This is a genomic window from Pseudomonas sp. HD57-3 (genome assembly GCF_056113135.1).
In genome coordinates this window covers 5,176,169-5,198,819 of record NZ_CM148568.1, presented here as the reverse complement: position 1 = coordinate 5,198,819, position 22,651 = coordinate 5,176,169, and the positions used below count along the sequence as shown (strand labels likewise).

Genomic DNA, 22,651 nt, shown 5'->3' with positions numbered 1-22,651 from the left:
CGATTCAGGAGAACGCCATGAAGTATTTATGCCTGGTCTACAGCGATGAGCGCCTGCTGCATTCGTCGCCCGACAGCCCGGAAGATGCCGAGTGCTGGGCCTACGCCGAGTCGATCCAGGGCAGCGGCCGGATGGTCGCCGCCGAAGCGTTGGAGTCGGTGCAGACCGCCACCACGGTGCGCATGCGCAACGGCAAGCTGTCGATCACCGACGGCCCGTTCGCCGAGACCAAGGAACAGCTGGCCGGTTTCTACCTGATCGACGCGCGGGACCTCAACGAAGCGATCCAGGTCGCCGGCAACATTCCGGCGGCCCGGGTCGGCAGCGTCGAAGTGCGTCCCGTGCGCCAGTTGAATGTCTGAGGTCAGGACGCGGGTCGAGCAGGTCTATCGCGAAGACTCGCGGCGGATCCTCGCGACCCTGATTCGCCTGCTCGGCGATTTCGACCTCGCCGAAGAAGCCTTGCACGAGGCGTTCTTCGTCGCGGTCGAGCGCTGGCAGCGCGACGGCGTGCCGGACAATCCGCGAACCTGGCTGGTGTCCACCGGGCGCTTCAAGGCGATCGACGTGTTGCGCCGTCGGGCGCGGTTCAAGGCCTCGCAGCCGTTATTGCTGGCGCAACTGGAAGAACTGGAACAGTCCGAATGGGACGCCGAAGACGTGGAAGACGACCGCCTGCGCCTGATCTTCACCTGCTGCCACCCGGCGCTGGCGGCCGACGCGCAAGTGCCGCTGACGTTGCGTGAAGTCTGCGACCTCACCACCGAAGAAATCGCCCGGGCGTTTCTCTCGGCCCCAGCGGCGATTGCCCAGCGCATCGTGCGCGCCAAGGCGAAGATTCGCGATGCAAAAATCCCCTACCAAGTGCCGAGCCTGAGCGAATTGCCCGAACGCCTCGATAGCGTGTTGCGGGTGATTTATCTGGTGTTCAACGAGGGATATTCGGCGTCCGGCGGCGCTCAGGTGACCCGCGAAGACCTGACCCGCGAGGCGATCCGCCTCGGGCGGTTGCTGCTCGAGTTGTTGCCGGATCCGGAAGTTATGGGGCTACTGGCGCTGATGCTGCTGCATGAATCGCGGCGCTCGGCGCGGTCGACGCCAAGCGGTGAACTGATCTTGCTGGATGATCAGGATCGCGGATTGTGGAATGCCGAGCTGATCGCCGAAGGCTGCGATCTGGTGGAAAAGGCGCTGACCACGGGACGTTTCGGGCCTTACTGCCTGCAGGCAGCGATTGCGGCGGTGCATGCCGAAGCGCCGACGGCAGGGGAGACGGACTGGGCGCAGATCGTCGGGCTGTATGACGTTTTGTTGCGGGCGGTGCCGTCGCCGGTGATCGAGTTGAACCGGGCGGTGGCGGTGGCCAAACGGGATGGCGCGCTGGCGGGGTTGACCCTGGTCGAAGGGATTCTGGACCGTGGGGAATTGCAGGATTACCACTTGGCGCATTCGGCGCGGGCGGAGTTTTGTCGGCAGTTGGGGCGGGTGGAGGAGGCTCGGGAGGCTTATCGGCGGGCCTTGGAATTGACTCGGCAGGAGCCGGAACGCAGGTTTATCGAAGGACGATTGCAGGAGCTGGCGCCGAGCAATCGCCCTTGAAAAGATGGGATCAGGCCTGCTGCCGAGTAGCCGCCATCACAATCTCGCGAATACAAACCCCCTGCGGCTGCCCATAAGCATAAGCAATCGCCGTCGCCACATCCTCGGCACTCAACACCGTCCCCCCCATGTCCTGCTTCCAGGCCTGATACCCGGTCTTGATCGCCTCATCCGTGGTGTGGCTCAGCAACTCGGTCTCCACCGCGCCCGGCGCAATCGTGGTCACCCGCACGTTATGCGGCGACAACTCCTCACGCAGGTTCTCGGACAACCCGTGCACCGCAAACTTGGTGCCGACATACGCCACATGGTTCGGGAACGTCTTGCGCCCGGCCACCGAGCTGACGTTGATGATGGTGCCGTGCTTGCGCTCGATCATCCCGGCGACCACCGCGTGCACGCCGTTGAGCAGGCCTTTCACGTTGACCTCGAGCATCTGGTCCCACTGCGCCGGGTCCTGCTTGCTCATCTCGCCCAGCAGCATCACCCCGGCGTTGTTGATCAGCGCATCGGCCGGACCGAATTGCGCTTCCGCCTCGGCCACAGCGGCCAGCAACGCGGCGCGGTCGGTGATGTCGACGCGGCGGCTGAGGGTGTTCGGCAGGGCCAGTGCTTCAAGGCGTTCGATGCGCCGGGCCAGCAACAGCAGCGGATGGCCGGCAGCGCTCAAGCGGCGGGCGGTGGCTTCGCCGATGCCCGAGCTGGCGCCGGTGATGATGATCAATGGCTTGCTCATGGTTGAACTCCTGAGATAAGAAAAACAAATAACCAGATTCGGGACGCAGTATATTTAGCCCGCTGGAGGCTGAAAAATGCCTTATTCCTCTGTCTGCTATCGGAATCTCCTATGGATATCCGCCATCTCAAAGCCTTCCTCGCGGTGTTCGAGGAACGCAACATCACCGCCGCCGCACAACGGCTGTTCATCAGCCAGCCCACATTGTCGGTGACCATCAAACAGCTGGAAGAAGAACTCGGCGCGACGTTGTTCGTGCGTCAGCCAAGAGGTGTGGAAGTCAGCGACGAAGCGCGGCTGCTGTACCCGCAGGCACGGCGGATGGTGGCCGAGTCCGAGGCGCTGAGCCGGATGTTTCGCGGCCGCGAAAATCGTGCGCCGCTGACCCTCGGCATCGAGGGCGATATCGCCGCCAGTCACATCGAAGCCTTTGTGCGCATGGCCCATCAGGCGTTGCCCAATCTGCTGCTGACCCTGGAGGAGGGCTGTCACGGTGACGGTCGGTTGGCGGTCGAGGAAATGTGCTGCGAAGACGAACTGTTCCTGCCGCTGTGGGAAGAGTCCTATGTGATGGCGCTGCCTCTCGATCATCCGATGGCCAACGCGCAAGCAGGCTGGGCGCCGATCGAGGACTGGATCACCTGCCCGCAGCATCCGTCCCATCAGCGGTTGATGGCGCTGTACGGACGCTCGCCGGAAGCGGTGGCGGGGCATGCCGGTTCACTGCAACAGGCGTTGCACATGGTGGCCGCGGGTGTCGGTGTGGCGATGTTGCCGCAGTCGCTGGTCAGCGGGCATGAACGCATCGTCGTGCGCGCGCTGCACCTGCCGGCGCCGACCCGGCGGGTGGGATTGTGCTACGCGGCGCAGGCGTTGGAGCTGCCGACAATGCGCGGGTTGCACGAGTATTTTCAGGTGAACCGCCCGGTAGCTATCGAGGCGGCCTGAGCTATTCCAGCATCTTGCTCAGCAACCAGCTCCCCGCCGGCCCCGGCGGGTACAGCCTCGACCACAGCGCATCGACGAACACCGGTTTCGGCCAGCCGCGCACCTTCAGTTCAACCAGCAAGTCATTGCCGAAACGCTCCACCAGCCAGCGCGGCAGCGGCGCCCAGCCGAAACCTTTCTCGGCCATCTCCAGCAACATCAGATAACTCGGCGCCGACCACACCCGGCCTTTGCCGCGACTGTCATAGGGATTGACGATGGTGGCCAGGCGCAGCTCGCGATGCTGTTCAAGGATTGTTTGATCGATGGATTCCTGCGTCGCCAGCGGATGCCCGCGACCAACGAACAGGGCGATTTCAGTGCGCTCGGCGACGGTCGCGGTCGCCAGATCCGGCGGGTAGTTGTCCTGCATCTCGGCGAACGCCAGATGCGCTCGACCGCGCTGCACCAGTTCGACCAGGTCATCGCATTCGGCGATCAGGCATTCCAGCTCCAGATCCGGATAGCGCTGCTCGAACCCCACCAGCGCCGCCTCGAAACGGTCGGACTGATAAGTGTCGGAAATCGCCACCGTGAGTTTCGGCTCAACACCTTGGGCCAATTGCCGGGCGGTCATTTCCAGACGGCTGGTGGCGGACAGAATCGCCTCGGCCCGTTGCAGCATCACGTGCCCCGCCGGAGTCAGCGTCGGTTTGCGGCTGCTGCGGTCGAACAGGATCAAGTCCAGATCAATCTCAAGACTGGCCACCGCCGCACTCACCGTCGACTGACTGCGCCCGAGTTTGCGCGCCGCCGCCGAAAAGGAGCCTTGAGTCGCCGCCTGGACAAACGCGAGCAACACTTCCTGAGATGCCATGAACTATCGCCTTGATCGATGGTTATTGGTTATGAAGTATCGGTGCGGTGCTGGATCATGGCAACCATCTTCACAGAGGACTTCGGCCATGACTGCCAACAAATCCATCACTGAACGTATCTTCCAGGCCATCGGTTTCGAACTGCTGGCGATCCTGATCTGTACCCCGTTGCTGGCGTGGATCATGGGCAAACCGCTGGTCGAAATGGGCGCCGTCACTATCGCCATCGCGATGCTGGCCCTGGGTTGGAACGTGGTGTTCAACGGCTTCTTCGACCGCCTGCTCAAACGCTGGAACATCGCCCACAACGCCTGGGTGCGAGTGGCGCACGCGCTGCTGTTCGAGGGCGGGTTGATCGTGATGGGCGTACCGCTGATTGCCTGGTGGTTGTCGGCCAGCCTGTGGCAGGCGTTCCTGCTCGACATCGGCGTGCTGCTGTTCTTCCTGCCATACACCTACGTCTATCACTGGGGTTATGACGTGTTGCGCGAGCGGCTGGTGATGCGCAGCGTTTGCCAGAGCTGAAAACAAAAAATCGCCGCCTGTGAGGGCTGCGATTTTTTTTGTCCGGGATTTTTGCAGGGTTTAGAGAAACATCCCGCCCGACGCTTCAATCCGCTGACCGTTGATCCACTGCGCCCCCGGCGACAGCAGCAGCGCCAGCGCACCGCCAATGTCATCCGGCTGCCCGGCACGGCCCAGCGCGGTGTTGCTGGCGACCATCGCGTTCAGCGCCGAATTGTCGCGCACCGCGCCGCCGCCGAAGTCGGTTTCGATGGCGCCCGGTGCCAGGATATTCACGGCGATCTGCCGCGCCCCGAGCTCCTTGGCCTGATAACGGGTCAGCACTTCCATCGCGCCTTTCATTGCCGCGTAGGCGGCATAACCCGGCAAGGTGAAACGGGCCAGACCGCTGGAGATGTTAATGATCCGCCCGCCATCGTTGATCAGCGGCAGCAATTGCTGAGTCAGGAAGAACGGTCCTTTCAACTGCACGTTCATCAGCAGGTCGAACTGCTCTGGCGTGGTGTCGGCGAAGGAAGCATGCACGCCAATCCCGGCGTTGTTGATCAGGAAATCGAAGCGCGGACTTTCCAGCTGTTGCAGCGCTTGCTCGACCCGCACGGCGAACTCGGCAAAGCCTTCGCTGCGCCCGACATCCAGTTGCAGCATCACGGCTTTGGCGCCGAGTGTTTCCACTTCCTGCACCAGTGCCTGGGCTTCATCGGCGCGGCTGTTGTAGGTGCCGATGATGTCTACGCCTTGCGCGGCGAGGTGCAGGGCGGCGTTCTTGCCGAGGCCACGGCTGGCACCGGTGATCAGTGCGATTTTGCGGTTCATGGGTCTTCCTCGATGGCGGTGACGGTTGATGGGGCACAGTTTATTTATCCGCTGTGAGGTGATAAACAGACTGAAACCGGAATCACTGGTCGGATTGTCCGAACAATCAATGGGTGGCCCATGAACAAACTGGAACTGCTGCGCACCTTCGTCCGGGTCAGCGAATTGTCGAGTTTCACGATGGCGGGGGAGAGTCTCGGGCTGCCGCGTTCGACGGTGTCCGAGCAGGTGCAGGCGCTGGAGAGCCTGCTCGGCACGCGCCTGCTGCAACGCACCACACGCAAGGTCCAGGCGACTCAGGACGGCCTCGCGTTGTATGAGCGGAGCAAGGATCTGCTGTCGCACATGGACGAAATCGAGAACCTGTTCCGCCAGGACGAAGCGTCGTTGACCGGGCGGATCCGGGTCGATATGCCGAACATTCTGTCGCGGCGGCTGATCATGCCGAAGCTGCCGGAATTCATGGCCCGTCATCCAAATCTGGAGCTGGAAATCAGCAGCACCGATCGCCGGGTCGACCTGCTCGCCGAAGGCTTCGATTGCGTGGTGCGCATCGGCGCGCAGCCCGATCAGTCGGTGGTGGCGCGGCACCTGGGGGATTTCAGCATGATCAACTGCGCCAGTCCCGCGTATCTCGAGCGCTACGGCGTGCCGCAGACCCTTGAAGATCTGGCGCAGCATCGGCTGGTGCACTACGTCGGTGTGCTGGGTTCGCGTTCGGAAGGGTTTGTTTACGAGCAGGACGGGCAGGTTCATCGCGTGCCGATGGCCGGCAGTGTGACGGTCAACAGCACCGATGCCTACGAGTCGGCGTGCCTGGGTGGGTTCGGTCTGATCCAGGTGCCGCGTACCGGCATGAATACTTATCTGGATACCGGCGAGGTGGTGACAGTGCTGCCGCAATACACCGCGCCGGCGATGGGCATTTCACTGTTGTACGCGAGGCAGCGGCATCTGCCGTTGCGGGTGCGGGTGTTCATGGACTGGCTGGGGGATTTGATTCGCTCGACGCTCTGATTTCTGCGGCAAATCCCTGTGGGAGCAAGGGCTCTCACAGGGATTCGGCTGGATCAGAAGATCTGGGTAAACAACCAATACAGACTGCCCGACAGCAGAATCGCCGCCGGCAACGTCAGCACCCACGCCATCAGCAGATTGCGGATGGTCTTCATCTGCAGGCCGCCACCGTTGGCGACCATGGTCCCGGCCACGCCCGAGGACAACACATGAGTGGTCGACACCGGCAGGCCGAACATGTCGGCGGCGCCGATGGTCAGCATCGCTACCGTTTCCGCCGAGGCGCCCTGGGCGTAGGTCAGGTGAGTTTTGCCGATTTTCTCGCCGACCGTGACCACGATCCGCTTCCAGCCGACCATGGTGCCCAGCCCCAAGGCAATCGCCACCGCGATCTTCACCCACAGCGGAATGAACCGCGTTGCGTTGTCGATCTGTTGCTTGAACAGTTGCAGCTTGCCGCTGGTGTCGGCGTCGAAGGTGCCGACCTTGTTCTTGTCCATCAGGCGAATGGTTTCGCTGGCCAGGTACATGTCGTTGCGCACGTTGCCCATTGCCTCGGCCGGGACTTTCGCCAGCGAGCCGTAGCCTTTGACTTCTTCACCGATGTGCCCGGTCAGGGAGGCGAGGGCCGGAATCAGCTGCGGCGTGGCTTCCTTGCTGCGCACGTAGTCGGAGAGCACTGCACGTGGATCGGCCGGTGCCGGCAGTGGCGCACTTTTCACCAGTGCTTGCTGGGTCACCTGGGCGACAGCGGCGAATTGCAGCGACTGTTCTTCCGGCATGGTGCGGTTCAGCGCATAAGCCATCGGCAGGGTACCGACCAGAATCAGCATGATCAGGCCCATGCCTTTCTGGCCGTCGTTGGAGCCGTGGGCGAAGGACACACCGGTGCAGGTCAGGATCAGCAGACCGCGAATCCACCACGGCGGCGGGGTGTTGCCTTCCGGTGCCTTGTACAGCGAACGGTTCTTCACGAACGCGCGCAACGCCAGCAGCAACAGCGCTGCGCAACCGAAGCCCACCAGCGGCGACAGCAGCAGCGCGTAACCGATCTTGGTGGCCTGCGCCCAGTCCACACCGCTGGTGCCGTCGCGGCCGTGCATCAGCGCGTTGGCCACGCCGACGCCGATGATCGAACCGATCAGCGTGTGCGACGACGAGGCCGGCAGGCCCAGCCACCAGGTGCCGAGGTTCCACAGGATCGCCGCGATCAGCAGGGCGAAGATCATCGCGAAACCGGCGGACGAACCGACTTGCAGAATCAACTCTACTGGCAGCAGCGCGATGATGCCGAACGCCACCGCACCGCTCGACAGCAGCACGCCGAGGAAGTTGAAGAACCCCGACCAGACCACTGCGAAATGCGGCGGCAGCGAATGGGTGTAAATCACCGTCGCCACGGCGTTGGCGGTGTCGTGGAAACCGTTGACGAATTCGAAGCCCAGCGCAATCAACAGCGCCACGCCGAGCAGCAGAAACGGCGTCCAGGTGGTGACCACCGTGCCGAGTTCGTGCATGTCGTGCATCAGGCTGTAAGCGGTGAACAGCAGCCCCATCGCCAGCACCGCGAAAAACACCACGTAGGTGAACGGGCCGGTTTTCTTGTCGAGGGCCGGCCTGCCACTGGCAGCGGGGGCCGGGCTGGCGGTCAGGGAGGGAGTAGCCATGGGAGGACAATCCTGAGCGGGGGAAGGAGTGTCGCCCATGATCGTTGCTAAATATTACAGAGAGGCTGCGACAGATCAGTGTTTGGGGTTTTAGCTTCACCGCTGATCTGAAGGCGGTGATCGCTCTCACACTTACGGATGATCGTTCCCACGCTCTGCGTGGTAACGCCGCCCGGGACGCTCCGCGTCCCTGTGACGCAGAGCGTCACCTGATGCATTCCCACGCGGAGCGTGGGAACGATCTCGCAAAGTAAGTCAGTAATCCCGCCGCTTGCGAAACGCCCAGCGCCCGGCAATCACTGTGAACGTCGCCACCAGCGCCACCAGAATCCAGAAACCCTCCGGATCGGTGGCCAGCGGCACACCGCCGACGTTCATGCCGAAGAAACCGGCAATGATGTTGATCGGCAGCGCCAGCACCGTGACCACGGTCAGGGTGAACAGCGTGCGGTTGCTTTGCTCGTTGAGGTTGGCGGCGATCTCTTCCTGCAACAGCTTGATCCGCTCGCCGAGGGCCGTGAGGTCGTTGATGATCAGCGCGAACTCCTCGGTGGATTTGCGCAGCTCCTTCACGTCTTCCTTCTGCAACCACGGCGGCGGCCGGTTGAGCAGGCGCAGCAGCGATCCCGGTTCCAGCGCCAGCAGCCGTTGCAGGCGCACCAGCACTCGTCGGTTGGCACCGAGTTCGGCGCGGTTGGTCGACAGCCGCGAGGAGAGCAATTCGTCCTCGACCTGATCGACGCTCATGCTGGTCTTGCGCACGATCTGGGTCAGCACTTCGCCCTGGTCGCGCAGCAGATGCACCAGCAGTTCCAGCGGCGAACGAAAGCACTCGCCGGACTTCACCGAAGAACGCAGCTTGTCCACCGAGTGCAACGGTTGCAGACGTGCACTGACGATCAGTTTGCTGCGCACGCAGACCCACAGCGTCGACACGTCCGACGACACCATGCTGCTGAGGTTGAACACCACGTCGTTGACCACCGCCAGCAACGCCGAATCGACATGCTCGATGCGGGTCGAGCGCGAACCTTCGTGCAGCGCTTCGAAAAATTCTTCGGGCAATTGCAGATGGCTTTTCATCCAGCGCTCGCACGCGGCGTGGGCCAGGTTCAGGTGCAGCCAGAGAAATTCATCGCCCTCGCTATCGTCTTGCAGGCAGCGCAGGGCGGTCGCCGAATCCACCTCGCGCCCACGTTCGCCGGGGCGAAAGCGAAAGCCGTAAAGCAGGCCGAACAGGTCAGGATCACGATGACTGATATCGAGGCTGTGGTTCATGAAGGCTCGCTGCGAGGAGGCGTCTGTCGCGGGATTTGCAGATTCACCTGAGCCGCAGCATCGCAATGTCACATGACGGTTGTGTGACGGCAGGGTGACGTGAAATCCGACCGGCCAGCGACTGTGTACCGGTTCGGTTACCGAGTCGGTACACAGTCGATCTCAATTCGTGCAGACCGTCGCCGATGCCCGGTTATCTATAACCGGCATTGGAGATTTCCCATGGTCAGCATCACGTCTGTTTCGATCAATCAGACCGTCAGCACGCCCACCAGCAAAACCTCGATTGCCGACTCGGGCGACGACACCTCGACCACCGCGGCGGCCAGCACCGGTGTGAAAGCCGACACCAGCAAAGTCGCGGCGGGCGGTGGAGCGGCGCCGGCGGGGGACAGCAGTTCCAGCAGCGATGAGTCGGATACCGTGAAAGAACTGCGCAAGCAGATTGCCGAGTTGCAGAAGCAGTTGCAGGAAGAGCAAAAGGCGCTGCAAGCGGCTCAGGCGAAGCAGGAAAGCCAGGATGCCAAGGCGGCGGATGTTGCGGCTGCGCAGTCGCAGATTGCTACGACCTCGGCTTCGTTGCAGACGGCGACGGCGGCGTTGTTGGCGGCTTTGCAGGATTCGGATTCGAGTACGTCTGGCTCGCTGGTCAGTACCTCCGCATAAATTGCAGACACAAAAAAGCCGCACAACCCAAAAGTCGTGCGGCTTTGATTTATCAGCCAATCAAGTGTCTTGCTTGTCGCTCAGTACCTTGCCAGTGGTCGCATCGAAGTCCACATCAAACTCCTTGCCATCAGCAGTACGCAACTCAACTTCGTACTCATAACCATTGAAGTGGTTATCCAGATCCGTGTCAGTAATGGTCGCACCCGGATGCAGTTTCAGCGCTTGTTCGTTCATCGACTCCAGCGACTTGATCTTGCCTTCCTTGACCAGTTGCGGGATCTGGTCAACGCGAACGTCAGCCTGGGCCAGGCCAGCGGTGAGAGTCAGGGCGGCAGCAGTAAACAGGGCAGTCAGGGTTTTCATCGGTTATTCCTTTGGGTGATTCGTTTAAGTGAGTTCAGGTTAATCGCCGCAACTTAACTCACCCTTAAAAACACCCGGCCGGTTTGCGTCGTTTGTTCAATTGCGGTTCTGCGCAAACTTTCATGCTCAGCCTTCGATAAATGGAGGTGAGCATGAAACGCATCTTTTCGTGGCTGTACGCGCCGTTGTTCTGGGTTGGATTTATTGGCGGCGCAATAGGGCTGGCGGGGTATTCGCTGTTGTGGTTGTTGCCGCTTTTTGTTGTGGCGCTGGCGGTATCGTTCGCGGGCGAATGGCTGTTGCCTTATGAAGTGAACTGGAACCGTCCCATCGGTGATCGTCGGCGCGACATCCTGCACGCACTGGTCAACGAAGCGCTGAATGCCGTCGGCCTGCTGGCATTGCCGGGGCTGGTGGCGCTGCTGGCGATTGACGGTGCGTGGCCGTCGAACTGGCCGTTGTGGCTGCAAGTGGCGCTGGCGATTTTCATCGCCGATGCGGGCGTGAGCCTGATGCATTACGCCAGCCATCGCGTGCCGTGGATGTGGCGGCTGCACGCGATTCATCACAGTGTCGAGCGGCTCTACGGGTTCAACGGTTTGATGAAGCATCCGCTGCATCAACTGCTGGAGGCGACGGCGGGGTTGTTGCCGTTGTTGGTGTTGGGCATTCCGTCCGAGGTGGCGGTGTTGCTGGCGTTCGCCATTGCGATCCAGCTGTTGTTGCAGCATTCGAACGTCGACATGCGTATTGGCCCGTTGCGCTGGATCTTCGCCTGGGCGCCGCTGCACCGATTTCATCACATGAAGTACGGGCGCGCGGGTGACGTCAATTTCGGGTTGTTCTTCACGTTGTGGGACTGGCTGCTGGGCACTGGGTTTTACACCGAGGATTACCGGATCGGCGAGGGTGATCTGGGTATCGGCAGTCGTCCGGATTTTCCGCGTGGCTATGTGGCGCAGTTGTTCGATCCGTTCGAACCGGCAGCACTGGGAAAGGAGCCGAAAGTGCCGGAGGGCTTGAGACGTTGAGTCAACCCAGCAAGCGCAATTCGATGTGCTGCAACGCCTGACGCGCCGTGACCCCAAAGAGTTTTTTCAGGCTGCGGGAGAAGTGCGCCGAATCGGCAAATCCGGCGGCGTGGGCAGCATCGGTCACCGCACTGCCCGCCAGAATCGCCGCCATCGCCAGCCGCAATCGCCGCCACAGCACCAGTCTCCGTACCGGCAAACCGACCTGACTGACGAACAACCGCTGCAACTGGCTCAGCGACACATGGGCGGAATCGGCCACGGCGCTGGCGGCGACTTTGCTCGACAGCGAAGCATCGACATTGGCGAGGGCCCGTTCGATGCGCGGGTCATTCAGAGGTCGGCGCGGGCATTGGCCAATCGCGTGATCCAGCGCCGGCAGCGACCAATCGATGTCGAACAACGCATCGCGCAATGTCTCGGCATCAAACCGCAACGGTTCGGCGTACACGGTGAATACCGGATCCGGCGCTTCGACAATCGCATGCCGAGTCTGCGAGGCAATCAGCAGGCTGGAAGTGGTGACGGGTTTGTCCTCGACCAACACCGTCACCTGGCGGTCAGGGGCAAGAATCAGTTGGTGGGCATAGTGGGAGTGGGGCGCAGTGCGCCCCGACATCCCGTGGATCAGGCCATGGTCGTGCCCCAGCCAGAGGCGGCCTGTCCACGGGGTGTCCGGTTGCATCAGAAGCCGTTGTTCTTCAACACCTGGTCCACACTGGCGGCGGCCGGGCGTTTGTAGAACTTCAGCAGCTCGCTGGCGCGGTTGGTGAAGATGCCGTCGACACCTGAGGCCATGACTTTTTCGAAATCCACCGGCTCATCCACGGTGTAGACGTGCACCAGCAGACCCTTGTCGTGGGTGTACTTGTTCATCCATGGCTGCACCAGATCCGAATAGCTCTGATCGCCGCCGTGGGTCAGCTTCGCCGAAGGGCCGGTGCCGATAGCGCCCTGTGCCTTGGCGTAGTCGATCCACTGCTTGAATTCGGCTTCGGATTTCGGCTCTTGCTTGCCGTAGAAAGCGTTCTTGTCCTTCTCGCCGGATTCGGCAAAGGTCACTTTGGATTTCGGCTCGATGCTGCCTTCGCCGACCCACAGCAACAGGATCTTCGGCACCTGCGGCATTTCCTTTTGCAGCATTTCAAGGCTGCTCTTCTCGAAGGTTTGCAGGATCACCTTGCCGTTGCTCTCGCCGACGCTGGCGACGTTTTTAGCCGGTTTGGTGCTGGCCGGGATCAGCCAGCCGCGGGCCTGGAGTTTTTCCTTCAGGTCATGCTCGATCCCCGGGAACAGCTTCGGCTCCTTGGTTTCGATGTACAGGCCCGGCTTGTGCTTCGGATTGGCCTGGGCGATGTCGATGATTTCGTCGAGGGTCAGAATCTTCAGACCGACATAGGACGGGCGCGCGCGATCGGGGTACTTGGCGTTGTACCAGCTGCCGGCGTCGAGGGTTTTCAGTTCGGCCATGGTGAAGGCATTGGCCGGGCTGTCCTTGCGTTCCGGAAACTTGGTGGCGACGTCGGTGGTGCGCTGCAGGTTGTCGTCGTGCAGGGCGAACAGCACGCCGTCCTTGCTGCGCTGCAAGTCCATTTCCAGGTAATCGGCGCCAAGGTCGCGCGCCAGTTTGTAGGACGCGGCGGTGGATTCCGGGGCATCGAAGGACGCGCCTCGGTGGGCGATCACCGCCGGGTGCGGAATGCCCTCGGAGGCAGCGAGCGCAACCGGGTTTGGCTGGCTGGCGGCGTGGGCCTGGCCGAGGCCGAGCATCAGGCTCAGCAGCAGAGCGCTTTTGGTAAACGTGGCGGGCATGTCGAGGTCCTTTCGCAGGTATTTTCGAAGATGTCCCTTTTAGCAACTCAAACGAAAACGTGCTATCGCGAGACCGACATAAACGTACTGAAAGCGAAAATTTCCGCACTTTTGTGCGTTTGTTTGCAGTACGCTTGGCCACGGCAACCGCCCCGGCAGAGGGCGCGCCACTCATTGCCCTGCGTGTAGACCATCGATCCTTTTCGTGAGGTTTACCATGCGCATCACATCGCAACTCATCTGCCAGGCCGCCGACGACCTCAAGGGTTTTGTCGGCCTCAACCGCAAGACCGGCCAGTACATCGTGCGCTTCAGTGAGGACTCGTTCGGCATGGACGTGGCCGATGACGGCATCATTCCGTGCAGCGAATTCGTCTGGGCACCGACCACCGAACAGACCATGACCCTCAAGCGTGAGCTGATCCAGTTGCTGCTGGACCAGAACATCGATGACCGGATCAACATCACCGAGCCTTTGCGCGTTTATATGAATAAACGCGAAGTGCCGGAGATTGAGGCGGTGCGTAGTCTGGTGAAGGGCTGAGATGCTTCGGTGAATCATTTGCCGCCATCGCCAGCCTGCTGACGATGGCGCGATATTCACTTCCCGAACCGATACTCCCGCTCCACCCGACACACCCGCGTCTGAAACGCCGAATACCACTCAGCCCGCCCACGCGCCTGAATCACCCGGTGCTCCGGATGCTCGCGCCAGGCGAGAATCGCCGCCTCACTCTCCCAGTACGAAACCGTAATCCCCACCCCGTCCGCGCCCCGGATCGAATCGATGCCGAGAAACCCCGGTTGCTCGGCAACCAACTGCATCATGTGCTCGGACGCTTCGGTGTAGCCGTTGTCGCCCTCGGTACGGTTCGAAGTGAAGATCACGGCGAAACACTCAGTGTTCGGTTTCATCGACAGTGCTCCGAGCAGGCTTCGACAAATGCTCGCACCAGCGGTGGCAAGTTCCCCTTGAGCGCCGCACGTTCCGGCTGAAACAGTGTGGCGACAAAGAACACATGGTTTTTCAGTTCGATGGCGCGCAGGTCGCCTGCCGAATCGTGACCCACGGCGTGTAGTTCATGGGTCAGCAACTCCCGTTCGAATTGCGGATTCACACCGTAGCGGCAGCGATAGCCTTCACGAATCTCCGACGTTTCGTACGCCCTGGCGATCAACGAACCGGGCACCAGATGAATGCTGTCCACCGCTTCCACCAGCGAGCAGGTCAGCGGTGTGAGCACTGCGCGGCTCGAGTCAGGTGAAGTTTCGCCATGTTCGGCGTCGGCCCAGCCCAGCACGTGGCGGGAAAACTCCAGCACCGCATGCTGAAAACCGCCGCAGGTACCAAGGAAAGGGCGCTGCTGCTCGCGGGCAAAGCGGATGGCTCGCAGGGCACCGTCTTCGCTTTTATAGGGGCTGGCCGGCACACACCAGAAGCCGTCGAAATGTTCCAGCGGCGTCTCGGGCAAGATGTGCTCGGTGGCTAACCATTCGAATTCGACCGGACGGCGAAGGTGTTCTGCCGCCAGTCCTAGGGCGATCGGGATGGCCTGGTGGGCAGTGACTTGCGGATCGAAGTCACCGATCAGGGCGATGCGCAGGGCTCTGGATTCCATGAGTACTCGCTGTGCTTGTTGAGGGATGACGCTCACTATAGATTGGCGTTCACGCACTCTAAATTGGCGTTTGCCCAAGTGATCAATGCAGCCACGCAATATCAACTCGACTTCCCGGATCTGGCCCTGATCCTCGCTTTAGTGCGAGGCGGCTCTCTGGCCCGGGCCGCGCAGCTGTTGAAGGTCGATGTATCGACGGTGTTTCGCGCCGTACGCCGACTGGAGGCTTCACTCGGCCAGCAACTGTTCGAAAAAAGCCGCGCCGGTTATTTGCCCACCAGCCTCGCGCAAACTCTGGCCGAGCAGGCTGAACGTGCTGAACAAGCCCTGGAAGCGGCGCGGATTGGTGTGGAGCAGGGCGGGGAAGTGGTCAGCGGCACGGTGCGCCTGACCTGTACCGATTCGGTGTTGCAAGGTCTGCTGCTGCCGGCGCTGGCGCAGTTCATGCCGAACTACCCGGCGCTGACCATCGAACTGAGCACTTCCAACGATTTCGCCAACCTCAGCCGCCGCGATGCCGACATCGCCCTGCGCCTGACGCGTACACCGCCGGAGCATCTGGTCGGACGGGAGCTGGCGAAGATCTCCTACCGGGTCTGCGCCAGTCAGCGTTATCTACAAAATGTTGAAGCGGCCGATCTGGCGGTGCTGACGTGGATCGCCCCGGACGACTTTCTGCCCGATCACCCGACCGTCGCCTGGCGCCGCCAGCAGTTGCCGGGTGTCACGCCGAGCTATCGCTGCAACAGCATGCTGTCGGTGACGGAGTTAGTCCGCGCCGGGCTGGGCGTGGCGGCGTTGCCGGACTTTCTCATCAACGAAGGGCTGCAAGCCCTGAGCGAACCTTTGCACGGCTACGACACCGCGTTGTGGCTGCTGACCCGCCCGGACTGCCGCGCATTGCGCTCGGTGGTCACGCTGTTCGATGAACTGGGGCGGGCGCTGCGTTTGCCGTAGTCGTGTTTAACCCGGCGCCCGGTCATTGGCGAACATGCTCACAGCTTCCACTGCTTCACTGGCGCCGTCGCGGATCTGCAGAATCACCGTGCCGGCCTGATTCGCCAGTTCGACACCTTGCGCCGCGCGACCCTGGGTGCCCTCCATGCTCTTGATCGCCTGACGGGTTTCACTCTGGATCAGGCCGATCATGTTGGAAATTTCCGCTGTCGAGCCGCTGGTGCGCGCCGCCAGCTGCCGCACTTCATCGGCCACCACGGCAAAGCCGCGACCCTGCTCGCCTGCGCGGGCGGCTTCGATGGCAGCGTTCAGGGCCAGCAGGTTGGTCTGATCGGCAATCGCGCGAATGGTGTTGACGATGGCGGTGATCTGTTCGGAGCGCTCGCCCAGTTGCGCGATCAAGGTCGAGGATTCGGCAATGTCGTCGGCGATGTCGCGCATTTCACTGGCCGCTTGCTGGATCACTTGCGTACCTTGCTCGGCGACTTTTCGGGTGGCGACGGAGATGTGATAGGCGGCGCTGGCGCTGCGTGCATCCTGCTCGTGCTGCTCGACGCGGGCGGTGACGTCCGAGGCGAATTTCACCACTTTGCACAATCGGCCAGCAGCGTCATAGACAGGGTTGTAGTTGGCTTCGAGCCACACGGTCTGACCGCGTTTGTCGATGCGTTCGAACTGGCCCTGAAACAGTTCGCCCTGATTCAACCGGCGCCAGAAATCCTGGTAGGCGCTGCTGTTGACCAGTTGAGCGGTACAGAACAAGCGGTGATGTTTACCTTTCAGTTCGGCAAGGGTGTAGCCCATGCGTGTGAGGAAATTCTGATTGGCAGTGAGAATATTGCCGTCGAGATCGAATTCGATCACCGCCATGGCGCGGTCGATCGCCTGCAATTTCGCATTGGCTTCGCTTTCCTGCTGCACCTTCGAGGTGACATCCATGGCGTACTTGACCACTTTCACCACGCGGCCCGAGTCATCCTTGATCGGGTTATAGCTGGCTTCGAGCCAGATCGGTCGGCCCTGGCTGTCGATACGTTCAAAGGTGCCAGACTGGAATTGGCCACTTTTCAATCGCGACCACAACTCGGTGTACTGATTGCCACGGGCAAACTCTGGGGAACAGAAATGGCGATGGGGCTGGCCGACCACCTGTTCACGCGTGTAACCCATGGTTTTCAGGAAATTGTCGTTGGCGCGCAGAACCACACCGTCGACGTCGAATTCGATCACTGCCATGGAGCGGTTGATCGCCTCCAGTAGGCCCGCTTGTTGGTTGATGGTGTTTTGGAGATCGACGAGGGCAGTCTTGTGGCGGTTGAAAATCATGTTCATGGCACTCTGGAAATAGGACTGAAGGAGGGGTCCCTGTTTCCGCGTCAGCCAGCCAGATATATCAATGGCTGGAAGCAGTGTGCCAGCATCCCGGCTGGCGGATTAACTTATACAAAACTTTATAAACTTGTACAAGAAATCGATTTTTCTCAATTTTGTACAAGTTTTTTCAAGCGTTGGATCGACTCAACGCTACGCTGATTGTGTTACGTCCCGTGTGCTTGGCCGTGTACAACGCCTTGTCGGACTCTTCGAACCACTCAAGGGCATCGGCGTAAGAGGTTTGATAGCGAGCAAGCCCGATACTCAGGCTGACTCGCAGCTCGGAAACGTCGGGATGGCGGTATCGATCCAGTGCCTGACGCAGTTGCTCCATCAGCGCTTCAGCCTTGCTCAGGGGCAGGTTGGGCAGGATCACGCAGAATTCATCGCCGCCGTAACGCCCGGCCAGCTCGCTTTCGTCGAGCACGAATTTCAGCTCGCGACTCAATTGTCGCAGCACCGCATCGCCGACAATGTGCCCGTAACTGTCGTTGATCGACTTGAAATGATCGATGTCGATCAGCGCCAGGATGGCTTGGGAATTATGCTGCCGGCACTGCTGGAACTTGAGGTGCAGCAGGTCTTTCCAGGCGCCGTGGTTGAGCAGGCCGGTCAGGCTGTCGGTGCGGCTCAGGGCGCTCAAGCTGCGTTTGTGTTCGGCGAGTTTGATCGCCAACCGATAACAGACCATGCCCAGCGCCAGCGGATAAAGGGTCAACATCGGCAGGCAGGCCCAGACCTGAGTCTGCGTGGCCGTCAGGGTGAAATTGACGCCGAACACCGACCAGCCCAGCAGCACGCCGATCACCTGGGCGAGGGCGCCGAGCAGGAACAGACGCTGGCCGCCGGCGGCCACGTTGTTCATGGTCATCATCGACAGGATAGTCACGGTGGTCAGCGGATTTAACTGGAAACACGCGGTCCAAAAACCACCGCACACCGAGTCATAGAGCAGGTTGCGGCGTTCGGCGCGGTAGGGGAAAGCCGAGCGGGTCGAGCATTGATAGGCCACGTGCGGCCAGAGAAAACCGTTGAACAGCAACAGCGCCCAGAGCCAGCCCGGCATGTTCAACGGATACAGCGCGGCGCCGACACTGAAGAAACCGATGCCCAATCCGATGGCCCGTGGCAAATAAATGCGCCTGGCGAATGACAAGCCTTTGCCGCGTTGGTTTTCCATGATGTTCTGCGCCAGATTCATTCTGAAACACTTTGCAGTGTAATACTTCAGACAGACCGTTCATCGGCCAATGACAGACATTGTCATTTATTCCAGCGGGAAAATTCAGTGTCCTTGTGAGCCATTTACCGTGGCGCAGGCCTTGTCTAGAGCTGATAGCAGGCCAGGAACATGTCGAGCGCAGAATCGACCACGGCATTTTGCGTGGTGCTGTCGAGGGAGGGCTGGCCCATGGAGATCTGCGGCCAGAAGGCAAACGTCTTCAACAGCCCCTGCACCTGGTGCGCGGCGAACTCCGGATCCACCGGTTTCAGCCGACCGTCCGCCTGGGCTGCGCGAATCCACACGGTCACGCTTTCCTCACGTTCGCCCATGCGCGCCACCATGTTCTGCGCGCGCTCCGGCGAGTGGATCGCGGCCGCGATGGCGACGCGGGCCAGATTCATGAAGTTGTCGTCCGCCATCATCTGCAGTTTGGCCAGCAGCATCGTTCGCAATTGATCGCGCAAAGGCTGATCGGGCTGGTACGACACGGCTTGCTCGGTGCTGATTCGTGCCCACAACTGGTTGAGAATTTCGGCGAACAGCTCTTCCTTGCTCGGAAAATGGTTGTACACCGTGCGCTTCGATACCCCGGCCGTGGCCGCAATCTTGTCCATGCTGGTGACCTCGAAACCGTTGGTACGGAATTCGGCGATCGCGGCCTGGATGATGGCTTCGCGTTTACGGTCGGTGAGGCGCTGGGGAGCTGTCATAAATTCGATTCGGCAGGAAAAGGGTCAAATTACACTCGGCAGTTTACTTGTCATCGGGTTTGATGCAACCTAGAAACTACACCGGTCAGTGTAATGTTGCGTTAATCGGTGCACCCTAAAACCAGATGTCCGGCTGATGCGTGCGTGCCTTGGCCATTTATCGTCCCACCGTGGAAAGCCGTGAATTGCGCGGTGTTTCCGGAGTCACTCAGTCATGGCCAAATCCATTGCTTCTGCGGGCAGTCAAACCCCTGAACCTTCGCGTCAGGCCGAAGGTATATTCCGCAACCACGCGCCGGTGCAGCGCGAAGGTGTGCGCAAGATGCTACGGATCATGTGGAACATGATCTTCCACAAACCGCGCAACACGCGTCCTGCGTCGGCCATTCCCGTGCAGCCTTTGACCCGCGCCGACCTGATCGCTGCGCCGAATCACAGCGTCTATCGTCTCGGTCACTCGACCCTGCTGCTGAAACTGCAAGACAAGTTCTGGATCACCGACCCGGTATTTGCCGAGCGCGCCTCGCCTGTTCAATGGGCCGGGCCGAAACGCTTTCACCAGCCACCGATCAGCATCGACGAATTGCCGCCGATCGAAGCGGTGATCCTGTCGCACAACCACTACGACCACCTCGACTATGAGGCGGTGTTGAAACTGGCGGACAAGGTCAACGTGTTCCTGACCCCGCTGGGCGTTGGCGACACTCTGATCAAATGGGGGATCGATGCCGACAAGGTTCGCCAGTTCGACTGGTGGCAGGGCACCGAAGTCGCCGGCATCCGCTTCATCGCCACCCCGTCGCAGCACTTCTCCGGTCGTGGCCTATTCGATGGCAACCAGACCCTATGGGCTTCGTGGGTGATCATCGACGGCGACACGCGGATTTTTTTCAGCGGTGACAGCGGCTACTTCGACGGTTTTAAACGCATCGGCGAACAGTACGGCCCGTTCGATCTGACCCTGATGGAGACCGGCGCCTACAACGTCGAATGGCCTTACGTGCACATGCAACCCGAAGAAACCCTGCAGGCCCACATCGACCTCAAGGGCCGCTGGCTTTTCCCGATCCACAACGGCACGTTCGACCTGGCAATGCACGCCTGGCATGAGCCGTTCGACCGTATTCTTGCGCTGGCCTGGGAACGCAGTGTTTCCATCACCACGCCGCAAATGGGCGAGGCTTTCAACTTGGCACAGCCGCAACGCGGGAGTGCGTGGTGGTTGGCGGTTGAAGGGGAGAGTGAGGCGGTGGTCCAAGGGGCCTGACTCACTGGTGCAGGTTCGCCTCCATCAGGCGAACCGAATCACTCCGCCATCGCATAATCCCCACGCACTGATTCGGCTGTCGAACCATTGCTTGTCGAACGCCCCGGCGCAAACCCCGGAAAGAACACCAACCCCTGCGCCTCAAACCGATAGGTCAACGCCAGCCGCACCGCATCCGCCACGTCCTGCTGCGCTTCGAATCGCTGAATGTCGTCTACTGAAACCTTGGCCTCTCGCGACAACTGTTCAATGCTCCAGCCCAACATTCCTCGGGCCTGGGCGCAATGGGTCGGGGTGAACTGGAAAAGGGCGATACGTTCGAGGATGAGGTTCATCGCTGAAGAGGCCATGGTGTGCTCCGGGCTCGAGAGTGCTGATGGAAAATATACTGTGTTTTTGTACAGTTGTTTTCGGCCGGGATCAAACGCATTTTTTGATTTGCCCTAATTCGCCGCCTCCAACCAGACGGACGGTGCCTGACCGAGGATCCGGCGGAACATCGTCGAGAACGCCGCCGGGCTGTCATAGCCGAAATCCAGGGCAATTCGCGTCACCGCTTCACCCGCCGCCAGCCGTGCCAGCGCCAATACCACGCAGGCGCGCTGACGCCATTGACTGAAACTCAGGCCGGTCTGCTGACGAAACAGTCTGTTGAAGGTACGTAAGCTTACGTGCAGCTGATCGGCCCAATGCTGGGGTGATTGGTGGGCATTCGGCTGATGCAGAAAGGTCTGACACAGTTCGAGCAGCCTTCTGTCAGGCGGCAGCGGGATATGCAACGGCAACGGAGCACTGCGCACCAATTCATGCAGCAACAAGTCGATCAGCACGCCGTCACGCCCGGCCAGGTCATAGGTCAGCGGTAGCTCCACGGCTTCCATCAACAAGTGCCGCACTAGCGGCGACACACTGATCACCTGACAACGCTCACCCAGATCCACGGCCTCCGGCTCGATATACAAACTGCGAGTGCTGACCCCCAACATCAACACCTCATGCGCTACCCCCGGCGGAATCCACACCGCCCGCTGCGGCGGCACCACCCAGTTACCGTCATGCGTGCTGACCCGCATCACCCCGGTCGCGCCGTACAACAATTGCGCCCGCCGATGCGTATGACGTGGCAACAGATAGCCGTGGGAATAATCCGTACCGATCGCCACCACCGGGCGCGGCGTGTCATCCAGCAGATTGATCGAAACATTGCGCATCGAGCGGCACCCGGCAGTTGGCGTAAACGCAAACATTATTGGCTGACTTGCTGAAGCAGGCCAAGCGCCGCCGCTCTATCGTCGACCGCTCCCAAACAACGGACGACAGGCCATGTTCTACCTCCTGCTGACACTCTTCGGCTGCCTGACCGGCGTCACCGCCGTGCTCTTCGGCTTCGGCGGCGGCTTCGTCGTCGTGCCACTGCTGTACCGCATGCTCACCGCAAGCCACGGCGCCGACGACCCGATCAGCCAATCCGCCATGCACATCGCCGTCGCCACCTCGACCTGCGTCATGATCGTCAACGCCCTGGTCGCCACCGATAAACACCGCCGCGCCGGCAATCTCATCCGTGATTACCTGTGGCCGTTGGGCGGGTTCATCGGATTGGGCGCGGTCGTCGGTGCAATCGCAGCGGTGTGGGTCAGCGGCGAAGTCATTCGTTATGCCTTCATCGCCTACCTCGGCGTGACGATTGTCGATTGCCTGCTGCGACGCGGATTTCTTACGCAATCTGATGGCGTCATCCCACGTCGATTGAGAACAATGGAAACGTCCGGCGGCGGTGTAGGCATTGGCGCCATCGCAACCTTTCTCGGTGTAGGAGGAAGCGTCATGACCGTGCCGTTATTGCGGCGTTGCGGGTTGAGCATGTCCCAGGCGACGTCGATGGCCAATCCGCTGAGCGTGCCCGTGGCGCTGGCGGGAACCCTGACGTACATGATGTTGGCGGGGTACAGCGAGACAGAACTCGGGCCGTGGTTTGTCGGGTATGTGGATCTGCTGGCGTTTGCGGTGCTGACGCTGGGCTCGATGCTAGGGATTCGACTGGCCACGCCGTGGATCGGGCGGATAGCGGATCGGGTGCATGCTTGGGTCTATATTGGATTGTTGTCGGTAGTTCTGCTGATTATCTCAATGAAGTAATCAATTACCCGGTCTCACTTAAATATGGGCGAGAGGTGAGGT

25 protein-coding genes and 2 pseudogenes are annotated in these 22,651 nt (G+C 60.9%); 11 read left to right on the top strand and 16 right to left on the bottom strand.

The window, feature by feature from the left end; genetic code table 11:
• The first annotated feature begins 17 nt into the window (after window positions 1–17).
• On the top strand, window positions 18–362 hold the full coding sequence (locus AC0R79_RS23525) for a YciI family protein (protein ID WP_007951101.1): 345 nt from the start codon (window positions 18–20) through the stop codon (window positions 360–362).
• Entirely contained in the window at window positions 355–1,599 is a 1,245-nt protein-coding gene (locus AC0R79_RS23520; protein WP_474731821.1) for an RNA polymerase sigma factor, read from the top strand. The genes AC0R79_RS23525 and AC0R79_RS23520 overlap by 8 nt, the downstream gene beginning before the upstream one ends.
• Window positions 1,600–1,609: 10 nt before the next feature.
• Here the strand turns inward: AC0R79_RS23520 and AC0R79_RS23515 are convergent, their stop codons facing one another.
• Window positions 1,610–2,335, bottom strand: a complete 726-nt coding sequence (locus tag AC0R79_RS23515; protein WP_474731819.1) for an SDR family oxidoreductase — start codon at window positions 2,333–2,335, stop codon at window positions 1,610–1,612.
• Between the two features lie 111 nt (window positions 2,336–2,446).
• Here AC0R79_RS23515 and AC0R79_RS23510 point away from each other — a divergent pair, with 111 nt between their 5' ends.
• The gene (locus AC0R79_RS23510; protein ID WP_127799492.1) at window positions 2,447–3,283 is read left to right on the top strand and encodes a LysR family transcriptional regulator; all 837 of its coding nucleotides are present in this window, start codon (window positions 2,447–2,449) and stop codon (window positions 3,281–3,283) included.
• Between the two features lies 1 nt (window position 3,284).
• Here AC0R79_RS23510 and AC0R79_RS23505 read toward each other — a convergent pair whose 3' ends face one another.
• Window positions 3,285–4,139 (bottom strand): LysR family transcriptional regulator, encoded by an 855-nt coding sequence (locus AC0R79_RS23505; protein ID WP_474731817.1) that lies wholly within the window; start codon window positions 4,137–4,139, stop codon window positions 3,285–3,287.
• A gap of 88 nt (window positions 4,140–4,227) precedes the next feature.
• Between AC0R79_RS23505 and AC0R79_RS23500 the strand changes: the two genes are divergently transcribed.
• Window positions 4,228–4,665, top strand: coding sequence for a multidrug/biocide efflux PACE transporter (locus AC0R79_RS23500; protein WP_474731816.1), 438 nt, complete (start codon window positions 4,228–4,230; stop codon window positions 4,663–4,665).
• A gap of 60 nt (window positions 4,666–4,725) precedes the next feature.
• Here AC0R79_RS23500 and AC0R79_RS23495 read toward each other — a convergent pair whose 3' ends face one another.
• Window positions 4,726–5,481, bottom strand: coding sequence for an SDR family NAD(P)-dependent oxidoreductase (locus AC0R79_RS23495; protein WP_474731814.1), 756 nt, complete (start codon window positions 5,479–5,481; stop codon window positions 4,726–4,728).
• Window positions 5,482–5,601: 120 nt separating this feature from the next.
• Here AC0R79_RS23495 and AC0R79_RS23490 point away from each other — a divergent pair, with 120 nt between their 5' ends.
• The gene (locus AC0R79_RS23490) at window positions 5,602–6,498 is read left to right on the top strand and encodes a LysR family transcriptional regulator (RefSeq protein ID WP_007951094.1); all 897 of its coding nucleotides are present in this window, start codon (window positions 5,602–5,604) and stop codon (window positions 6,496–6,498) included.
• 53 nt (window positions 6,499–6,551) lie between these two features.
• On the opposite strand, the gene AC0R79_RS23485 is transcribed toward AC0R79_RS23490, so the two are convergent.
• Together AC0R79_RS23485 and AC0R79_RS23480 are read right to left on the bottom strand one after the other, a co-directional pair.
• Window positions 6,552–8,165 carry an inorganic phosphate transporter gene (locus AC0R79_RS23485; protein WP_007951093.1) on the bottom strand — a complete coding sequence of 538 codons (1,614 nt, stop codon included), beginning with the start codon at window positions 8,163–8,165 and terminating at the stop codon, window positions 6,552–6,554.
• Between the two features lie 255 nt (window positions 8,166–8,420).
• Window positions 8,421–9,443, bottom strand: a complete 1,023-nt coding sequence (locus AC0R79_RS23480) for a transporter (RefSeq protein WP_085606510.1) — start codon at window positions 9,441–9,443, stop codon at window positions 8,421–8,423.
• A gap of 222 nt (window positions 9,444–9,665) precedes the next feature.
• Here AC0R79_RS23480 and AC0R79_RS23475 point away from each other — a divergent pair, with 222 nt between their 5' ends.
• Window positions 9,666–10,109, top strand: a complete 444-nt coding sequence (locus AC0R79_RS23475; RefSeq protein WP_375747745.1) for a hypothetical protein — start codon at window positions 9,666–9,668, stop codon at window positions 10,107–10,109.
• 60 nt (window positions 10,110–10,169) lie between these two features.
• Here the strand turns inward: AC0R79_RS23475 and AC0R79_RS23470 are convergent, their stop codons facing one another.
• A complete protein-coding gene (locus AC0R79_RS23470) occupies window positions 10,170–10,475 on the bottom strand; it encodes a PepSY domain-containing protein (RefSeq protein ID WP_011335562.1) in 306 nt (101 codons plus the stop codon).
• Window positions 10,476–10,627: 152 nt separating this feature from the next.
• Between AC0R79_RS23470 and AC0R79_RS23465 the strand changes: the two genes are divergently transcribed.
• Window positions 10,628–11,506, top strand: coding sequence for a sterol desaturase family protein (locus AC0R79_RS23465; RefSeq protein ID WP_474731812.1), 879 nt, complete (start codon window positions 10,628–10,630; stop codon window positions 11,504–11,506).
• Window position 11,507: 1 nt separating this feature from the next.
• On the opposite strand, the gene AC0R79_RS23460 is transcribed toward AC0R79_RS23465, so the two are convergent.
• Together AC0R79_RS23460 and AC0R79_RS23455 are read right to left on the bottom strand one after the other, a co-directional pair.
• Window positions 11,508–12,191, bottom strand: a complete 684-nt coding sequence (locus tag AC0R79_RS23460; protein WP_474731810.1) for a helix-turn-helix transcriptional regulator — start codon at window positions 12,189–12,191, stop codon at window positions 11,508–11,510.
• Entirely contained in the window at window positions 12,191–13,318 is a 1,128-nt protein-coding gene (locus AC0R79_RS23455) for a glycerophosphodiester phosphodiesterase (RefSeq protein WP_474731808.1), read from the bottom strand. Before AC0R79_RS23455 ends, AC0R79_RS23460 begins: the two co-directional genes overlap by 1 nt.
• Window positions 13,319–13,535: 217 nt before the next feature.
• Between AC0R79_RS23455 and AC0R79_RS23450 the strand changes: the two genes are divergently transcribed.
• A complete protein-coding gene (locus AC0R79_RS23450; RefSeq protein WP_007951085.1) occupies window positions 13,536–13,862 on the top strand; it encodes a DUF2025 family protein in 327 nt (108 codons plus the stop codon).
• A gap of 56 nt (window positions 13,863–13,918) precedes the next feature.
• Here the strand turns inward: AC0R79_RS23450 and AC0R79_RS23445 are convergent, their stop codons facing one another.
• Both AC0R79_RS23445 and AC0R79_RS23440 read right to left on the bottom strand, forming a co-directional pair.
• A complete protein-coding gene (locus AC0R79_RS23445) occupies window positions 13,919–14,233 on the bottom strand; it encodes an antibiotic biosynthesis monooxygenase family protein (protein ID WP_127799478.1) in 315 nt (104 codons plus the stop codon).
• Window positions 14,230–14,937, bottom strand: coding sequence for a CTP synthase C-terminal region-related (seleno)protein (locus AC0R79_RS23440; protein ID WP_474731806.1), 708 nt, complete (start codon window positions 14,935–14,937; stop codon window positions 14,230–14,232). Before AC0R79_RS23440 ends, AC0R79_RS23445 begins: the two co-directional genes overlap by 4 nt.
• A gap of 15 nt (window positions 14,938–14,952) precedes the next feature.
• Between AC0R79_RS23440 and AC0R79_RS23435 the strand changes: the two genes are divergently transcribed.
• Window positions 14,953–15,894, top strand: a complete 942-nt coding sequence (locus AC0R79_RS23435) for a LysR family transcriptional regulator (RefSeq protein WP_474735181.1) — start codon at window positions 14,953–14,955, stop codon at window positions 15,892–15,894.
• 6 nt (window positions 15,895–15,900) lie between these two features.
• Here the strand turns inward: AC0R79_RS23435 and AC0R79_RS23430 are convergent.
• The 4 genes and pseudogenes from AC0R79_RS23430 to AC0R79_RS23415 form a co-directional block, all read right to left on the bottom strand.
• A pseudogene (locus tag AC0R79_RS23430) lies at window positions 15,901–16,338 on the bottom strand (methyl-accepting chemotaxis protein); the annotation flags it as partial.
• A 108-nt stretch (window positions 16,339–16,446) separates the two neighbouring features.
• Window positions 16,447–17,130, bottom strand: a pseudogene (locus AC0R79_RS23425) (PAS domain-containing protein); the annotation flags it as partial.
• Window positions 17,131–17,395: 265 nt separating this feature from the next.
• Complete coding sequence (locus AC0R79_RS23420; protein ID WP_474735179.1) at window positions 17,396–18,448, bottom strand: diguanylate cyclase; 1,053 nt, start codon at window positions 18,446–18,448, stop codon at window positions 17,396–17,398.
• A gap of 146 nt (window positions 18,449–18,594) precedes the next feature.
• Entirely contained in the window at window positions 18,595–19,203 is a 609-nt protein-coding gene (locus AC0R79_RS23415; protein ID WP_007951079.1) for a TetR/AcrR family transcriptional regulator, read from the bottom strand.
• A 214-nt stretch (window positions 19,204–19,417) separates the two neighbouring features.
• Here AC0R79_RS23415 and AC0R79_RS23410 point away from each other — a divergent pair, with 214 nt between their 5' ends.
• On the top strand, window positions 19,418–20,470 hold the full coding sequence (locus AC0R79_RS23410) for an MBL fold metallo-hydrolase (RefSeq protein WP_474731804.1): 1,053 nt from the start codon (window positions 19,418–19,420) through the stop codon (window positions 20,468–20,470).
• A gap of 38 nt (window positions 20,471–20,508) precedes the next feature.
• On the opposite strand, the gene AC0R79_RS23405 is transcribed toward AC0R79_RS23410, so the two are convergent.
• Together AC0R79_RS23405 and AC0R79_RS23400 are read right to left on the bottom strand one after the other, a co-directional pair.
• Entirely contained in the window at window positions 20,509–20,820 is a 312-nt protein-coding gene (locus AC0R79_RS23405) for a helix-turn-helix domain-containing protein (RefSeq protein WP_102717822.1), read from the bottom strand.
• 93 nt (window positions 20,821–20,913) lie between these two features.
• Entirely contained in the window at window positions 20,914–21,681 is a 768-nt protein-coding gene (locus tag AC0R79_RS23400) for an AraC family transcriptional regulator (RefSeq protein ID WP_375747737.1), read from the bottom strand.
• A gap of 112 nt (window positions 21,682–21,793) precedes the next feature.
• Between AC0R79_RS23400 and AC0R79_RS23395 the strand changes: the two genes are divergently transcribed.
• Entirely contained in the window at window positions 21,794–22,609 is an 816-nt protein-coding gene (locus tag AC0R79_RS23395) for a sulfite exporter TauE/SafE family protein (protein WP_474731801.1), read from the top strand.
• Window positions 22,610–22,651 lie beyond the last annotated feature (42 nt).

What these genes read in the sequence shown, in the direction of transcription:
- AC0R79_RS23525 (WP_007951101.1), top strand. Translation starts at nt 18, where the DNA reads ATGAAGTATTTATGCCTGGTCTACAGCGATGAGCGCCTGCTGCATTCG.
- AC0R79_RS23520 (WP_474731821.1), top strand. Translation starts at nt 355, where the DNA reads ATGTCTGAGGTCAGGACGCGGGTCGAGCAGGTCTATCGCGAAGACTCG.
- AC0R79_RS23515 (WP_474731819.1), bottom strand. Translation starts at nt 2,335, where the DNA reads ATGAGCAAGCCATTGATCATCATCACCGGCGCCAGCTCGGGCATCGGC.
- AC0R79_RS23510 (WP_127799492.1), top strand. Translation starts at nt 2,447, where the DNA reads ATGGATATCCGCCATCTCAAAGCCTTCCTCGCGGTGTTCGAGGAACGC.
- AC0R79_RS23505 (WP_474731817.1), bottom strand. Translation starts at nt 4,139, where the DNA reads ATGGCATCTCAGGAAGTGTTGCTCGCGTTTGTCCAGGCGGCGACTCAA.
- AC0R79_RS23500 (WP_474731816.1), top strand. Translation starts at nt 4,228, where the DNA reads ATGACTGCCAACAAATCCATCACTGAACGTATCTTCCAGGCCATCGGT.
- AC0R79_RS23495 (WP_474731814.1), bottom strand. Translation starts at nt 5,481, where the DNA reads ATGAACCGCAAAATCGCACTGATCACCGGTGCCAGCCGTGGCCTCGGC.
- AC0R79_RS23490 (WP_007951094.1), top strand. Translation starts at nt 5,602, where the DNA reads ATGAACAAACTGGAACTGCTGCGCACCTTCGTCCGGGTCAGCGAATTG.
- AC0R79_RS23485 (WP_007951093.1), bottom strand. Translation starts at nt 8,165, where the DNA reads ATGGCTACTCCCTCCCTGACCGCCAGCCCGGCCCCCGCTGCCAGTGGC.
- AC0R79_RS23480 (WP_085606510.1), bottom strand. Translation starts at nt 9,443, where the DNA reads ATGAACCACAGCCTCGATATCAGTCATCGTGATCCTGACCTGTTCGGC.
- AC0R79_RS23475 (WP_375747745.1), top strand. Translation starts at nt 9,666, where the DNA reads ATGGTCAGCATCACGTCTGTTTCGATCAATCAGACCGTCAGCACGCCC.
- AC0R79_RS23470 (WP_011335562.1), bottom strand. Translation starts at nt 10,475, where the DNA reads ATGAAAACCCTGACTGCCCTGTTTACTGCTGCCGCCCTGACTCTCACC.
- AC0R79_RS23465 (WP_474731812.1), top strand. Translation starts at nt 10,628, where the DNA reads ATGAAACGCATCTTTTCGTGGCTGTACGCGCCGTTGTTCTGGGTTGGA.
- AC0R79_RS23460 (WP_474731810.1), bottom strand. Translation starts at nt 12,191, where the DNA reads ATGCAACCGGACACCCCGTGGACAGGCCGCCTCTGGCTGGGGCACGAC.
- AC0R79_RS23455 (WP_474731808.1), bottom strand. Translation starts at nt 13,318, where the DNA reads ATGCCCGCCACGTTTACCAAAAGCGCTCTGCTGCTGAGCCTGATGCTC.
- AC0R79_RS23450 (WP_007951085.1), top strand. Translation starts at nt 13,536, where the DNA reads ATGCGCATCACATCGCAACTCATCTGCCAGGCCGCCGACGACCTCAAG.
- AC0R79_RS23445 (WP_127799478.1), bottom strand. Translation starts at nt 14,233, where the DNA reads ATGAAACCGAACACTGAGTGTTTCGCCGTGATCTTCACTTCGAACCGT.
- AC0R79_RS23440 (WP_474731806.1), bottom strand. Translation starts at nt 14,937, where the DNA reads ATGGAATCCAGAGCCCTGCGCATCGCCCTGATCGGTGACTTCGATCCG.
- AC0R79_RS23420 (WP_474735179.1), bottom strand. Translation starts at nt 18,448, where the DNA reads ATGGAAAACCAACGCGGCAAAGGCTTGTCATTCGCCAGGCGCATTTAT.
- AC0R79_RS23415 (WP_007951079.1), bottom strand. Translation starts at nt 19,203, where the DNA reads ATGACAGCTCCCCAGCGCCTCACCGACCGTAAACGCGAAGCCATCATC.
- AC0R79_RS23410 (WP_474731804.1), top strand. Translation starts at nt 19,418, where the DNA reads ATGGCCAAATCCATTGCTTCTGCGGGCAGTCAAACCCCTGAACCTTCG.
- AC0R79_RS23405 (WP_102717822.1), bottom strand. Translation starts at nt 20,820, where the DNA reads ATGGCCTCTTCAGCGATGAACCTCATCCTCGAACGTATCGCCCTTTTC.
- AC0R79_RS23400 (WP_375747737.1), bottom strand. Translation starts at nt 21,681, where the DNA reads ATGCGCAATGTTTCGATCAATCTGCTGGATGACACGCCGCGCCCGGTG.
- AC0R79_RS23395 (WP_474731801.1), top strand. Translation starts at nt 21,794, where the DNA reads ATGTTCTACCTCCTGCTGACACTCTTCGGCTGCCTGACCGGCGTCACC.